This is a genomic window from Chitinophaga sp. CCNWYY40 (genome assembly GCF_037483205.1).
GTDB classification, from domain to species: domain Bacteria; phylum Bacteroidota; class Bacteroidia; order Chitinophagales; family Chitinophagaceae; genus Chitinophaga; species Chitinophaga ginsengisegetis.
This window is the reverse complement of sequence record NZ_JBBHLF010000003.1, coordinates 708,453-723,616: the sequence shown is the minus strand read 5'-3', so window position 1 is coordinate 723,616 and position 15,164 is coordinate 708,453. Positions and strand designations below refer to the sequence as shown.

The 15,164-nt window shown below is 46.2% G+C and carries 14 protein-coding genes; 6 read left to right on the top strand and 8 right to left on the bottom strand.

Annotated elements, in window-relative coordinates:
* The first annotated feature begins 1 nt into the window (after position 1).
* The 3 genes from V7S65_RS13345 to V7S65_RS13335 all read left to right on the top strand — a co-directional run bounded on the left by V7S65_RS13345 (position 2) and on the right by V7S65_RS13335 (position 4,015).
* Positions 2-979, top strand: coding sequence for a FecR family protein (locus tag V7S65_RS13345; RefSeq protein WP_111577675.1), 978 nt, complete (start codon positions 2-4; stop codon positions 977-979).
* A 15-nt stretch (positions 980-994) separates the two neighbouring features.
* The gene (locus V7S65_RS13340) at positions 995-2,803 is read left to right on the top strand and encodes an STN and carboxypeptidase regulatory-like domain-containing protein (protein ID WP_336386802.1); all 1,809 of its coding nucleotides are present in this window, start codon (positions 995-997) and stop codon (positions 2,801-2,803) included.
* 72 nt (positions 2,804-2,875) lie between these two features.
* Positions 2,876-4,015: a hypothetical protein gene (locus V7S65_RS13335; protein ID WP_336386803.1), complete on the top strand. Its 1,140-nt coding sequence runs from the start codon at positions 2,876-2,878 to the stop codon at positions 4,013-4,015.
* 46 nt (positions 4,016-4,061) lie between these two features.
* Here the strand turns inward: V7S65_RS13335 and V7S65_RS13330 are convergent, their stop codons facing one another.
* On the bottom strand, positions 4,062-4,931 hold the full coding sequence (locus V7S65_RS13330; protein WP_336386804.1) for a hypothetical protein: 870 nt from the start codon (positions 4,929-4,931) through the stop codon (positions 4,062-4,064).
* A 61-nt stretch (positions 4,932-4,992) separates the two neighbouring features.
* On the bottom strand, positions 4,993-5,859 hold the full coding sequence (locus tag V7S65_RS13325; protein ID WP_336386805.1) for a helix-turn-helix transcriptional regulator: 867 nt from the start codon (positions 5,857-5,859) through the stop codon (positions 4,993-4,995).
* 79 nt (positions 5,860-5,938) lie between these two features.
* Between V7S65_RS13325 and V7S65_RS13320 the strand changes: the two genes are divergently transcribed.
* Complete coding sequence (locus tag V7S65_RS13320; RefSeq protein ID WP_079470353.1) at positions 5,939-6,358, top strand: hypothetical protein; 420 nt, start codon at positions 5,939-5,941, stop codon at positions 6,356-6,358.
* 191 nt (positions 6,359-6,549) lie between these two features.
* Positions 6,550-9,087, top strand: coding sequence for a phosphocholine-specific phospholipase C (locus V7S65_RS13315; protein WP_336386806.1), 2,538 nt, complete (start codon positions 6,550-6,552; stop codon positions 9,085-9,087).
* Positions 9,088-9,140: 53 nt separating this feature from the next.
* Here V7S65_RS13315 and V7S65_RS13310 read toward each other — a convergent pair whose 3' ends face one another.
* The 6 genes from V7S65_RS13310 to V7S65_RS13285 form a co-directional block, all read right to left on the bottom strand.
* Positions 9,141-9,833, bottom strand: a complete 693-nt coding sequence (locus V7S65_RS13310) for a hypothetical protein (protein WP_136374537.1) — start codon at positions 9,831-9,833, stop codon at positions 9,141-9,143.
* Positions 9,833-10,831, bottom strand: a complete 999-nt coding sequence (locus tag V7S65_RS13305) for a glycosyltransferase (RefSeq protein WP_336386807.1) — start codon at positions 10,829-10,831, stop codon at positions 9,833-9,835. Before V7S65_RS13305 ends, V7S65_RS13310 begins: the two co-directional genes overlap by 1 nt.
* 19 nt (positions 10,832-10,850) lie before the next feature.
* Entirely contained in the window at positions 10,851-11,864 is a 1,014-nt protein-coding gene (locus tag V7S65_RS13300; RefSeq protein WP_336386808.1) for a glycosyltransferase, read from the bottom strand.
* Positions 11,843-12,442, bottom strand: a complete 600-nt coding sequence (locus V7S65_RS13295) for a class I SAM-dependent methyltransferase (RefSeq protein WP_336386809.1) — start codon at positions 12,440-12,442, stop codon at positions 11,843-11,845. The genes V7S65_RS13300 and V7S65_RS13295 overlap by 22 nt, the downstream gene beginning before the upstream one ends.
* A 35-nt stretch (positions 12,443-12,477) precedes the next feature.
* A complete protein-coding gene (locus tag V7S65_RS13290; protein ID WP_111577665.1) occupies positions 12,478-13,428 on the bottom strand; it encodes a nucleotide-diphospho-sugar transferase in 951 nt (316 codons plus the stop codon).
* A gap of 75 nt (positions 13,429-13,503) precedes the next feature.
* Positions 13,504-14,262, bottom strand: coding sequence for a DUF5672 family protein (locus V7S65_RS13285; RefSeq protein ID WP_336386810.1), 759 nt, complete (start codon positions 14,260-14,262; stop codon positions 13,504-13,506).
* Positions 14,263-14,548: 286 nt separating this feature from the next.
* On the opposite strand from V7S65_RS13285, the gene V7S65_RS13280 reads away from it, so the two are divergent.
* Complete coding sequence (locus V7S65_RS13280; protein ID WP_079470345.1) at positions 14,549-15,136, top strand: hypothetical protein; 588 nt, start codon at positions 14,549-14,551, stop codon at positions 15,134-15,136.
* The last annotated feature ends 28 nt before the right edge of the window (positions 15,137-15,164 follow it).

Below are 15,164 nucleotides of genomic sequence, written 5' to 3'. Positions count from 1 at the left end.
CGTGAAAAAAATATCTACACATATAAACGACGACCTGCTGGTAAAGCATCTGCTGGATATCACCACACCATCCGAAAAAGCAGCTGTAACCGCATGGCTGGCAGAAAAGGAGGAGCATCAACGCTACTTTGAACACTTCCGCCTGATATGGGAGGAAAGCCGCAAACTGGCTGCGGTAAGCACCGTGAATGAAAATGACGCATGGTCGCGCTTCCAGCAACGGGTAGGTACCAACGAAAATACAACCCGCATCGTAAAACTGGATACCGGTATTGCCTGGCGACCTATTCTCCGCATTGCCGCCATACTCATCGTCATGATAGGCGCTGCCGGCGCCTGGTTTATCTCGCAAAACCGCAACACCCCGCTGATCGTAAGCTCAGGGGAACAAATCAAGCAGGACGTTTTGCCGGATGGCTCCCAGGTAACGCTAAATAAACAATCCACTATCACCTATGCAGGCAACAGAAAACAACGCTCTGTAAAACTGGAAGGAGAAGCATTTTTTAATGTGGCACAGGACCCGGGAAAACCATTCGTGATAAAAGTGAACGATGTAACCGTAACTGTATTGGGTACTTCTTTCAATGTTAAAAGCGTACACGGTAAAACAGAAGTAATTGTGGAAACCGGCGCTGTGGAAGTAACAAAAAACAATAACAGCGTACAACTGAAACAACACGAAAAAGCAGTGGTAACCGAACAACAGGCTGCCCCCAGCAAGCAAAGTAATACAGATGAATTGTACAGCTACTACCGCACCCAAACGTTTGTATGTAATAACACGCCTTTATGGAAACTGGTGGAGATCCTGAATGAAGCATATGGTGTAAACATCGTTATTGCCAACAATGCTAAACGCGATCTGCAGATTAATTCTACCTTTACCAACAGTTCGCTGGATAGTACTTTAAAAGTAATCGGGCTTACTTATGAGATCGCCGTGGAGAAACAGGGATCACAAATTATACTGAAATAATAGCCTTCGTACTGTATGTTACTACCTAAGCAATTGCTGACATTAATATTTGTTTGTTGTTTTTCATTACCACTGGCTGCCCAGCAGCTACTGAATAAAACCGTTAGCATTGACGTGAAGCAGCGCCCACTTTCGGAAGTGCTCACCACCATCAGCAAACAAGGCAATTTTTATTTCTCGTATCTCAGTACCATCCTTCCACAAGACAGCCTGGTAAGCATCTCTGTAAAAAATAAAAGTGTAAAACAGGTACTTGATATTTTATTCAACGGTGATTTTTTATATAAAGAATCGGGGAACTATATTATCCTTTTAAAAAAATCATCGGGACAAGTATACTATCTGATCAGCGGGGTGGTCACGGACCGGAAAACAGGTCAACGGCTACCCAATGCCAGTGTGTATGAACGACAGCAACTCATTTCTACCCTAACAAACAACGACGGTTACTTCAGGCTGCGGTTAAAGGATAAATATCCTACCGCAGCCATCAGTGTTAATAAGGACCTTTATGCAGATACCTCCCTGTTACTTACTGCCGGCTACGACCAGGAAATCGCGGTAAGCATTGCCCCTGCTACTTATCAGCTGAAAGTGGTGGATATCACCGGGCACCCACATGTGGAAAAAACCTGGCTCGGTAGCATGTTTTTATCTTCCCGTCAGAAGTTAACCAGTTTGAACATCGGCGCTTTCCTGGCTGACAAGCCTTACCAGGTGTCGCTCACGCCGGGCCTGGGTACTCACGGCAGGATGAGCGGACAGGTAGTGAATAAATTTTCGGTGAACATGCTCGGCGGCTACGCCGCAGGTGTAGATGGCTTGGAAATAGGCACCGTTTTCAACATCGTGAAAAATGATATGCAGCATGTACAGATCGCGGGCATGGTGAATATAGTGGGTGGAAAAACCAAAGGGGTGCAGCTGGCGGGGTTTCACAATAACGTACTGGACTCTATGAAAGGCGTACAGGTAGCTGGTATCAGCAATATTACAGAAGGTAATATGGAAGGAGTGCAACTCACCGGCGCCATCGGCCAGGTGTACGGTAATATTAAAGGCGTATCCATACAGGGCATCGCCGGCGTTACACGTGGCAATACGCAGGGCTGGCAGGTAGCGGGCGCGCTCAACTACAATGGTAAAAACCTCGACGGGCTGCAACTGAGCGGCATTGCCAATTACAACGGGAAAGATGCGCAGGGTATGCAGCTCGCGGGCGGTGGAAATATCAACCGCGGTGTGATGAAAGGCTTGCAGCTCGCCGCTATTTTTAACTACGCGCGGCAAATGGATGGTGTACAGATTGGCCTGGTAAATATTGCAGATACGGTGAACGGATATAGTATCGGCATCATCAATATTGTGCGGAGAGGTTACAAGAAAGTTGCCATATTCAGTACCGATGTGCTGCCTTTTAATATTGCCTGGAAAGCCGGTCGCAGTGAGCTGTACAGCATCCTGCTGGGTGGCGCCAGCTTTGGCGAAAACAACAAAGCGTGGTCGCTGGGATATGGTGTAGGTAAAATTATTCCATTTAATAAAACGTTGTCGTTATCCACAGAAATTACCGCACAGAATATTTTCCTGGGCAGCTGGGAGCGCAATACACAGATCTTCCGTTTGCAACCTTCTCTCAATGTTAAATTATCCAAACGCATCACCTTATTTGCGGGGCCGGCGATGGCGATTTACATCGATGATAAAATAGCGCCTATGCCGGGTTATAAGTCGGTGGACTTTAGCAGGCACTATCCTTCTTTTAACATTGGAAACTCCGTTACTTCCTGGTTGGGATGGCAGGCGGGCATTAGTCTTTTTTAAATTTCATTTCTTCCGCATAGGGGTATAAGTTCTTCAACGTGTCGTTATACAGTACGAAATAACTAACACACTATGAGAATATTTTACTTCAGCAGCCGGATCATTTGTTTCTTTGTTTCCGTTTTTTCCTTTGTCACAGCGGCTTACGCGCAAACGCCGCTTACCAGTCCTGCGCATATTGGTTTTGTATACCCCTTGAGCAGCAATGGAAAAAATGCGGCTGCCTATACCAATCATTTTTCATTGCATATCATTGCCGGCGTGTCCAAAGCTGAAACAGGCGCGGCTATCGCGGGCATTTCCAATATCATTAAAGACAACGCTACCGGTGCAGAAGTAGCGGCTTTTTCCAATCATATTGGCAAAACGTTTCACGCTGCTACGGTAGCAGGTTTTATGAACCAGGTGAAAACCAGCGCCGATGGCGCTATGGTGGCGGGTTTTCTGAATTTGTCCGGAAGCATGCATGGTGTCCAGATGGCAGGTTTCGCCAATCTTGTGCAGCATGATGTGAAAGGCACGCAGGTAGCCGGTTTTATGAATATGAGTGCAAATAATTCACAGGCGCAGGTAGCGGGATTTACGAATATTGTAAAGAAAGATGCCGGCATACAGATAGCCGGTTTTATGAATAAATCGGAGAACGTGCACACACAGGTGGCTGGTTTCCTGAATATGGCAAAGAAAGTGAAAGGCGTGCAGGTTGGTTTTATTAACATCGCGGACAGCAGCGAATATCCGATTGGGGTGATCAACATTGTGAAAGGCGGCGAAAAGCAGGTAAGTGTGAGCATCGATGAAACTGCTACTACCATTGCGTCTTTCAAATCGGGTGGAAGAATATTATACGGTATCCTCGGGGTGGGATATAACTTTAAGGATAACCCTAATCCGCTGTATGCCCTGCAGGCGGGTATGGGTGCGCATTTTCCGCTGTTATCACATTTCAGAATCAATGCAGAAGCCACGTCGCTGATACTTACCGATTTCAAAAAAGGTTATTATCACCGTCAGTCGCTGGGCATATTTCCTGCCTACCGCTTTGGCAGCAGGGTAGAAGTATTTGCAGGTCCTACGTTTAATGTTGTGCAAACGGAACATGGTGTGGGAGAGGAGCTGAGCAACCATTATATCTGGTCGAAGTATAGGAGCAACAACAAATTTCGCGGCGGATATATTGGTGGTACCGCTGGTGTACAGGTAAGATTGTAATCATTATTTTCAGCGGAGGAAGTATACTTCCTCCGCTGAAATATTTTTATTTTGAAATATTGTATCTCAATATATTCCCTTCCAGCATAGCGGGTACAATTGCCGCACCAGCGGCATCCAGTGTAAAATCTGCAGGGCCGGCAACCGGTTCCTCATTCAGGGTGGTAACCTTGCCACTGGCCAGATCCAGTTTTAGCAGTATCCCTTTCTTTTCAAAAGCTACCCAGTCGGAAATGATCAGTTGTGTATTATGCGCGGTGAGCGCAATACCATCGTAATAACCCGGCCGGCTGGTGAGTGGTTTGAATACTTTTTCCGTTGCTGCCATATCAATATAACCAATTTGTCCATCTGGCTTATTATCACCGCCAAAGCCGCATACATACAGCTTTTTAGTGTGGGTGTCGTAAACCACGCCATTGGTACCTTTTATGGGATTGGTGTATACCAGTTCTTCCATGCGTGGATGTTTACTGAGATGTACCAGGAAGAGTTTATTTACATCGGTAGCAGAAACCACCAGGGTAGTGTCGTTGATGGCGGCAATATCATTCAGGAAAGCGGTGGCGGGCGCAAAATCTATATTGTATAGTTGTGCGCCGGTAGCGATGTCGTATCCTTTTACTTTATCGATGTCTGCTACAAAGAGCGTGTGATGCAGGATGAACGCGCCTTTGGGCGCATCCAGCCCTTTTGCCAGGATGCTGCCGTTACCTTTTTTGTCCATGCGGGAAATGCTGCCGTTACCATCTTTTTTTGTGGGGTTGCCGCCTTCGCCTATGTCTGCGATATAATAGTTGTTGTTGTCCGTGGCCACGCTTTCCGGGGCGTGCATGAATGCGGAGTTATTGAGCTTTTGCTGGGCAAAGGTTTGGCCGGCCATCAGGATGAAAGCCATTACAGATATACGTTTCATAGTTGATGTTATTTTTCATCAAAGGTATATCCGCCGGAGATGGAGCTGTAGCACGAATCGTTCAAAAAATAGCATTTTTGGTTCGTTGCGCATTTTTTGGCGTAGTGCCGTAAAGCTGCCGGTATTGTTTTATAAAGTAAGATACATTTTCAAAACCGCACTCATAAGCGATTTCATTGACGTTGTTGCGGGAATGCAGCAGGAGTTCCCGTGCATGTTTCAGCCGTTCTTCATTGATCCATTTTTTGGGAGGCGCATCATAGAGGCGGGCAAATTCCCTTTTGAAGCTGCTCAAACTTAGCCCGCACATTTTCGCATATTCTTCGAGGGTAAAAGGCTGGAAGAGATTATTGCGGATGATCAGGGAAATATTTTCCGCACTGTTGTCGAAAAGATGGGACAGGAATGCCCGGACGGTTTCCCGGCATTCGCCGCAAAGCAATAGCAGCAGTACCTCGTGTATTTTTAATTCCAGCAACCGGGTGGTGTGGGTGTTGGGATGCTCCAGGTAATTCAGGATGCTGTTGCGCACCTGTAACAGGTCATTTTTACAGGAGATGATTAATGGCAGCGTCGCGTTTGTGGCCGGGGCGGGAGCGCCATCTTCACTGATAAAAGAACGTAGCAGGGTATCATCTATGCACAGTAAAAGCGATTGATAATCGGCGCCATCCGTAATAAAATCGGTCATGAGGTAAACGCCTCTTTTCAGCAATACGAGGTCGCCGGCGTGGGCAATCATGTCTCCTTCCGGGAAATGCATATGTTTGGTGCCCCGGAGAATGAATACCAGGGAGTTTTCTGTAAGAAAACCCTGTTCTTTGCCGGGTTCGTCAGATTGCCTGAACCACGCCACTATTGACTTTCCGGCGTGCTGCAACCGTACATCGGGAATATGTTCAAAGGCTTTTGGATATCGCAGTAACATGCCATAAAATTACGGATTAGCATGGAATTATATGTTTATGGCATTGTATTTGGTAAAATGATGTTAAAAGCAACTCAATATGAAAACATGGTTTTACCTGCCGCTGCTGTTACTGGGTTTTATATTGCCCGGTTGCACCAAAACAACTAACGAAGTAGTAATCCCTAACCAGACGATTTTGTTTGAAATAAATCCGGCCGACTGGGGATTCGATAACAATACCGGCGTTTACTTTTATTCCATTCCTGTATCGGAGCTGAATAATGTGAACCAGTTGGATGGTGTGATTGTTTCTATGGCCAGATATGATGCCAACGCTCCAACAGTGGTGCCACAGGCATTTGAATTATTGCCACAGGTGTATAACAACCAATCTTATTTCGTTATCCACGATGATCAGGCAGTAGAGGTGGATATCAAAGGTGTGAACGGCGCTGCATCACAAAAGCCGGCTACCAAAGTGAGAGTGAAAATTGTATTGATACCTTCTGCACAGTAAACCGGCTTTACCATTTCTCAACATACATAAGGCTTCCGTGGAAACGGGCGCCTTTTTTATTTCCGTTAAGTCAGAACCATAATAATAAAATAACCACCATTCTTCATAGTAAGTGGCGTATAGCAAGGGATTTTTACTATTTTCCATCTTTCGTAATCCCTTTACAGTGTACAAGAAAAATTCAACGAATAATGGATAACAGAAGAGATTTTATTAAGAAGGCAGCGTTGCTATCCGGGGCTGCCGGTGTTTTTAGCGCCCTGCCGGCGTCTATCCAGCGGGCAATGGCTATTGACCCTAAGCCGGGTACTACTTTCCTGGATGCAGAGCACATCGTGGTGCTGATGCAGGAGAACCGTTCCTTTGACCACTGTTATGGAACGCTCCGCGGAGTGCGGGGCTACAATGATCCACGTGCCATTCAGCTGCCCAACAAAAACCTGGTATGGCTGCAGAGCAATGCAAAGAATGAAACGTACGCCCCTTTCCGGCTCAACCTGAAGGAAACAAAAGCCACCTGGATGAGCAGCCTGCCGCATTCATGGGGTAACCAGGTAGATGCCCGCAACAATGGTAAATATGATCAGTGGCTGCTGGTAAAGAAATCAGGTAACAAAGAATGGGCGCCTATGCCACTCACACTGGGGTATTATAACCGGGAGGATATTCCGTTTTATTATTCCCTGGCAGATGCCTTTACCGTATGCGATCAGAATTTCTGTTCTTCGTTAACCGGTACAACACCCAACAGGCTTTATCTCTGGACGGGTACCCTGCGCGATGAACAGAAAGCCGATTCCAAAGCCAATGTATGGAATGAAGATGTGGACTATGGCCGGGAGGCGCATTGGACCAGTTTCCCCGAACGCCTCGAAGACAACGGCGTTTCCTGGAAAATTTACCAGAATGAAATCAGTGCTGCAGGCCTGGAAGGAGAAAAAGATGGTATGCTGGCCAACTTTACCGATAACCCCATAGAGTGGTTTGCTGCCTATAACGTTCGCTTTGCTGCCGGGCATATCCAATATCTGCAACGCAAAATCAAAGAGCTGCCTGCCGAAATAAAAACGCTGGAATCAAAACTGGGTGGTACTTCCGGGGAAGAAGCCACCAAGCTGCAAAAGCAACTGGAACAACGTAAAACGGAACTGGAACGGGCAAAGTCAGACGCAGAAAAATTTACAGCGGCTAATTTTGCGAAATTGCCGCAACGTGCACAAAATCTCCATAATAAAGCATTTACCACCAATATCGCCGACCCTGATTACCACGAACTGGAAACCCTCACCTACAAAGATGGTGGTACGGAAAGAACGGTACAGGTGCCGAAGGGCGACATCCTGCATCAGTTCAGAACAGATGTAAATGAAGGCAAGCTGCCAACTATTTCCTGGCTGGTGGCGCCGGGCGAGTTTTCTGATCACCCCGGATCGCCGTGGTATGGCGCCTGGTATGTGTCTGAAGTGCTGGATATCCTGACCCGCCAGGAAGAGGTGTGGAAAAAGACCATCTTCATTTTATGTTATGATGAGAATGATGGCTACTTCGACCACGTACCTCCGTTTACCGCACCACATAAACCCGGCACCGGCAAGGTATCTGCAGGAATTGATACCGGTATTGAATATGTAACACGCGAGGAAGAAGAAGCAAAGAAATATCTCAGCGCAGATGAAATCCGGGAAAGCCCTATCGGGCTGGGTTACCGTGTGCCATTGGTGATTGCATCGCCCTGGAGCCGCGGTGGCTATGTAAATTCGCAGGTATGCGATCATACTTCTATCCTGCAGTTGATGGAACATTTCCTGCAGCACAAAACGGGAAAGCCTATCAAAGAAACGAACATATCTGCCTGGCGCCGTACGGTGTGCAGTGATCTTACTTCCGTATTCCGTCCTTTTAACGGGGAAAAAATCTCCGTGCCCTTCCCGGAAAGGAACGAGTTTATTGAAACGATCTACAATGCGAAGTTCAAGAAGCTGCCGGATGAATTCAAGCTGCTCACAGCGGAGGAAATTGCAAAGATCAATGCCAACCCCGCCGCCGCAGAGTGGATGCCACAGCAGGAGAAAGGCACCCGTGTTTCCAATGCATTGCCTTATGAATTATATGTTGGAGGGAAACTGGGAGCGGATAAGCAATCATTTGAAATCAGCTTTGAGGCCGCCAGCAAGGTGTTTGGCGACCGGGCTGCCGGTGCTCCATTCAATGTATATGCACCCGGTAAATACCTGCAGGAAACCACCCAAACAATGGAGCCGGTAAGAACCTGGTCGTATGCCGTGAAGGCCGGCGACCAGTTGAAAGATGCCTGGCCACTGACGGCTTTTGAAAACGCGTACTATCACCTGAGGGTATACGGCCCTAATGGCTTTTACCGTGAATTCACCGGCGCAGCCAATGATCCGCAGGTGGAAATACAATGCAGCTATCAGCGGAGTCTTTCCAACAGTAAGAAACTGACTGGCAACGTGGAACTTAAACTGGTGAACCACGGTACACAACCGGCCACTTTTACCATCACCGACCTGGGATATAACAAGGGCGTACTGAAGAAAACAGTAGCCGCACGCACCACCGCCACGTTGGTAATAGACCTGGCTAAAAGCCACGGCTGGTACGATTTTTCCGTGAAAGCCACCGGTAGCGATGTATTTGCGCAGCGTTATGCCGGCAGGGTGGAAACCGGGAAGGAAAGCATCAGCGACCCGGTGATGGGAAGAGTATAATATTTATTTACAACGATAGGAAAGAAGGCGTCTCATTAGTATGAGGCGCCTTTTTATTGTCCTACTGGAGGCGATTGTTTTTTGTCCGTTAGCTTCAAACGAAGTTTGGTAAGTAAAGGCAATATTGATTTGCACTTCTTTATAAAGCGCTGCGACAAATCGTGCCGCGACAGGAACGCATGGTAAATACGGTCGTTGTAGGTAGTGCCGTACCCGAATTTATTGTGTTCCGGATGATGCAGGTACCATTGCTCATCTTCGATGTGAGTGGGCCACCAGTATTTTACATTGCCACCACGTCGTATAATCTCTTCCGTTAGATTTTGTCCCGCATCCATATCTTCCGTCATATTCATATCCGGATATCCCAGCTCTTTCAGGTAAGCGGTGGAAATACCAAAGAAGAAGGGAGAAACATACAGGTTTTTTGCGTCGCGCAGGTGATTGGCTGTTTGCGCCGCGCCGGCGATGGTGCGGGGTTCACGAAGATCTTCCAATAGCTCAGATAACCACTCCTTACGTGTAGGCACGCAATCAATATCAAAGAAAATAAGGTAGTCAGTATCTGTAACAGTTCTGCATATATGATTCAGAAAGTCGCCATGGCTGAACTGTTCATCAACAATGTGATGTACCGGCACGCCGAATTTACCAAACACTGCTTTTTGATACCGGGGCACCCTGGGATTTACTTTATGATTATAAAACGAGAATATCTTAAACTGCTTTCTTCTTTCTCTTGCCATCATTTATTATTTAAGAATTTTTTAATTGAGTAGGTCACCTCGTCCTGTTTGCGGGCGAACGGCGACAGGTAGAAGAGTACTTGTCTTTCTGTTGTCAGGTCCCGTTTAGACAAACCTATTCTTGCAAACAATATCCGGATCGGGGTCATAACAAGTAAACGCCACCTGTTTTTATGTTTGTTTTTGTTGTGGAGAAAGAGTGCCCTGTCGTACACGCTCAGCACTTTTGTGGCCTCGCGGATGCCGTCCATCAGGCGATCCCTGTAATCTATTGTTAATCTTTCTGCCGGTATAAAATGTTTCAGTTTCAGATCTTTATCATAATATAAGGTAAACCCCCACAGGAGCAGGCGTTTGCAGTATTCGAAATCATCGCCGGTGGTAAGTTTTTCGCCATTCCTGCCATTCAGGAGGGAAGGATACCTGTCGTCAAACACCTGTAGGAACAGGGCTCTGCGGGTAATCAGTCCGGCGCCGAGAACAAACCCACGATGGGTTACATCTCCCGATTCTTCTGCGGGGATACCGATGGCATATTTATCTTTATATTCTTCAAACCAGTCGGGATACGCTGCCGAATCTGTTACCGGTACATTTTGTCCGCCAGCTGCACCGATCATTTTATCTTTCAGCATCACCTGCCAGGAAAGATAAACGTAGTTTTTATCCAGCAGGTTATCATCGTCACAAAATATGAGGCATTCATAATTAGCTTCCCTGGCGCCTCTTTTCCGGGCGTACATTTGTCCGCGTGTAAACTCATCCACTATCCTGCACGTAGCATTCACCGGTTTATTTTCCTGCCAGATGGCCCGGGTGCATTCAACCGTGTTATCTGTTGAGGCATTGTTGACCAGTATTATCTCCCAGAAAAAATCTTCCGGCACTACCTGTTCATTCAGATGAGCTAATGTTTGCGGCAGCCGGGAAGCACTGTTATAACAGCAGATAATAACTGAAACGCCTTTGATATTACTTTCCGGAATCTTCCACTTCATGGTTATATTTAATTTTAAGCTATTCTACTTTCAGGATCCTGACTATCTGGTTCACCGGTAATGGTACCGGTTTGTTCAGTGCTGCATAGGTTCCTGCGTTGGTGGCAATGAATTCCACGAGATCAAACATTTTGTGTGGATCTTTGCTCCAGCGGGCCCTGATGAATTTCTTCAGGGATTTCCGGGAGAATTTCCACCGCGGCATTATTTTTTGTTCGAGTGATTTTTTTTGTTCGGGAAATACCTGCAGCAGGCAGGTTTCATAACAGATAAACGTGCCATACAGCAAACGTTGCAGGTATTGGCTGTTGGCCCGGCTCTGCGGTATGATATGTGTGAGTTTCAGCGCCGGAGATACGCCTGCAGCATATCCTTTGCTGATGCAATGCAATACCATTTGTGTGTCTTCCCCGCTGCTGAGTTTATTCCCTTTTCTGCCGGAAGCGGTAAAGCGTCCCTGGCGGGCCAGTTGCACAAATTCTTTCAACAGGGAAGCGGTGGTGCAAAGACCGGTACCAAAAGGATAACAGGATTGCCACGAATTTTCCCGGGCAGTTCTTACCGTTTTTTCTTCCCGCTGCTGAAAGGCCATGCTGGCAAAATGCCTGATGGCGTTATCTACTCCGTCAATGAAATCTACTGTCACTTTACCGGGGCCCCAGGCTGCCACCGCAGGAAATTGTTCGTTTAGTTTTTTCAATTCCTGGAGGTAGTCGCTTTCGGGTTCATTGTCGTAGTCAAAATATACGATATAGTTGCCGGCAGCTTTTTCGATGGCCGCCATGCGTGCATAATTTACGCCCTGCTCCGGTACCAGCAGGATGTGCATGCCGGGGATCTTTTCTTCGAATATCTTTATATATGATTGTTGGTGAAGTGGGAGATCGCTGTTGTTATCCACTAAAATCACTTCGGTGGAAATGCCGGTGGTATCCAGCTGCCACACGGCTTCCAGGCAACGTTGCAGGATACGTTTGTCCGGGTTAAAGGTGCATATAACCAGTGAATAATCTATCTTTTTTTCCCAATCCATAACGAGTCATATTGCCTGAAAAAATTGAAATGGTTGCCCACCAGGTTTTCGATCACATAAGTAGGACCCAGTTCATCCCGGTCGGGGTAGTAGTCGTGGAAAGCGATGTAGCCGCCTCTTATAACTTTGGAAGCGTACAATTCAAAATCCGATCTGCATCCTGCGATGGAGTGGTCGCCATCGATAAAGAGGAAGTCGATTTTTTCAAAGTCGTTATGCATTTCATACGAATAGCCTTTTTTCACGATGATCTTATCATGAACAGAGAGGCGTTCCATATTTTCCGTAAAGCGTATCAGGAGATCGGTGCTGGCGCCTTTCTCTGCATATTCTTTACGGCTTTCCTGGTCAAACCCGGCGTCTGCATTGAATGGATCGATGGCATATATTTTTCCTGACCGGAGTCCTTTTGAAATACAGTAGGTGCTTTTTCCCTGCCAGCTGCCAATTTCTACCACTACCGCATCGCGGCGTAGTTTACGTGCGGTGAGGAACAGTCCCAGTGCCTCCCGTTCGGTGAGCCATCCATCTATTTCGTAATAGGGATGGATCTTTTTCAGGGCAGATCTTTCTATCATTTTTTGAAACATACTGCTGGACGTTTGATGATGATTTATTTAAAAAGACTTCTTACCCATCGTTTAAACCGTCTTCTCAACAGTTGTTCTTTTTTTACTTTCCGCCATTTCTCTTCGAGCCTAAAGTCTTTACTTAAAAAATAATAATCGGCCTGTTTCTCCGGTGTAAAATGCAAAGGATGCACCAGCGGTTTTTCCAGTTGTTCCGCCGGCAGGTTGGCGTGATCTTCCGGAACGTTGTATGTATGGGTGGCATCCGGCCTGAACCCTAAGTTGCTGATAAGATTTACATTGGGTGTAATACATAGTCCGTTCCGGAAAAAGTTAATCAGGTTAAACTGGTAGTCCCAGGAGTCTATTTCTTTTCTTTTTAGTCTTTGAAAGATGTCTATCCAGCCGTCGATCAGGAATTGATCCGTAAAGATATTTTTCAGTACAGCAACGGTTTCCTTTTCGTCGTATTGCTCGAGGTCGATGTCGTATGCTTCCCATGCCCGCCGCCAGCTTGCCCATCCCCAGATGTGGCTGTATTGTGAGAAATAGTAGCTGCCGTTTCCCCACTTTTTTCCCATCTGCAGATTGGTGCCGGTGATATTCACCATACGTGTATCGTGCCGGTAGCGCGGGAGCAGCTGGTCGCAAAAATAGAAGAAGTCGTTGGTCGGTAAACAATCGTCTTCCAGGATAATGCCTTCTTCTTCCTGTTGGAAAAACCAGGTCACAGCTTCTGCCACGGCTACTTTACAGCCTTTATTTTCTTCACTGAATAATTTGTATATGCTACAGTCCCAATCTACCTGGTCATATATCATCCTTGTTTCCCTGCATAGCTGTGTATCTTTTTCTACGCCGGCTCGTGGTCCGTCTGCAGCGATATATAACTTAGCGGGCCGGGCTTCTCTTACCCGTTCAAATATCTTTAAGGCAGTATCAGGTCGGTTGAAGGATAATAATAAGACAGGAGATTGCACATGATAATTGGCCATACCTGATAAATAGATGTATAGTAAATTTAATAAAATGATGAATGGAAAACAAGCATATACCTGATAAGCGGCTGCTCATACTTTGATATATTCTTTCCAGAAAGGAAATCTGAACCAGGCATGACATCCGAGTGGCAACCGGCCATTATTTAGTTCATACAGCCGTTCCGGATTTACTTCGAAACTGAATACAGCAGCGGTTTCCGGAGGAGCAGTTCTGAAGGACGGTTCCAGGAGGGGAACTACCTGTGTCCAGATCATATCTTCATTAAAATTTTTTCCTGTATAATATTTTTTAAGATGAATGTTAAAAAAGATAGCGTCCTGATCCTGTTTTATCCTTTTCCGTAAAGCGGCACAATTGGCGTAAATGAAATGATAGAATTTCCATCTTAACTTATACCTTCTGAGTAATTTCAGAACCGTCAGACATGACTGTATATTGCGGATAGAAAAACCGGAATTAAGCGCACCGTGGAATGGTGCATCCGGTGTTGCATTCAGGTATCCCTCAAAAACAGGCGCCCCTATAAAATCGAAGTCGAACCCATGATGTTCATGAACTTTAGAGCTAAAGATATAAGCATCCAGTTCGTAGGTCATCATAAATTCGTAGTCAGCAAATTGCTGGTAAAACGGAACCGATAGTTTCATCCTGTTATAATTTCCCAGAGAAGAAAGCCACGACGGCGCAACCGGTTTAAGTTTGAGCCCGGGATGTATTGCCAGGTAGCGATCAATGGGCAGTCCTTCCGGGTAAACAAGGAAACAGTCGAATGCTTTCAGATGCCTGTGGCATGCATGCAGGGACAAAACTTCTTCCTCAGATAGCACAGATTTATGTACAGGTATTATTACACAAAGTTTACGGCGCACTGTCATATTCTAATTATAGGTTATTAAAGAAATGGTTCAGATGACAAAAAGGGGGCACATTATATTTAAACCAACAAGTGACGATTTTGTTTAAGAAAAGGGAGAGAGTTATGGATGGGTGTTTGAACTAAATTATACCATTTTTGTTATTTGTTTTTTTGTATATTGACTAACGTGTAAAGATCCCGTTGCCTCGAATCTCCACATATCATTAATTATATTAAATCATCCAAAATCTTCCTTTATGAAATTATCTTCCCGTCACCTGCCCCTCATGTTTCTGTTTGCTGTAATTCTGGCTTTTGCTGCCTGCTCCAAAGATGGAGATCAGGGCCCTGCCGGAAATCCCGGTCCAGCCGGCCCTGCGGGTCCTGGCGGTCCTGCCGGCCCTGCTGGTCCCAAAGGCGATACCGGTGTAGCGAACGTGATCTACTCGGAGTGGCTCAATGTAGCCTTTGATAGTATCCGGGATGAAAATGGCGTGCCAACCGGCGATGGCTTTATTGGTTCCATCGAAATTCCAAAACTGACCAAAGAGATACTGACCAAGGGCGTTATAAATGTTTACTTTAACCTTGATTCCGCCGATGCGCCTTATATAGTACCTTTGCCTTATGTGGATCCTTACCTGTTTGTAAGTTTCCGCGCTGCTGAAGGAGGCATCATCATCCTGGCCAGTCATGATCTCAGCTCCGGCAATTACCCCGGTGAGAAAGTGATCCAGCAGTTCCGCTACGTGCTGGTTCCCGGCGGCGTTGCTGCCCGCAGTGCCAGTGGAGTGGACTGGAAAAATTATAAGTCTGTACAACAATACCTGGGACTAAAGAATTAGCGCAAATATTTTTTGTGAGAAAGTCCTC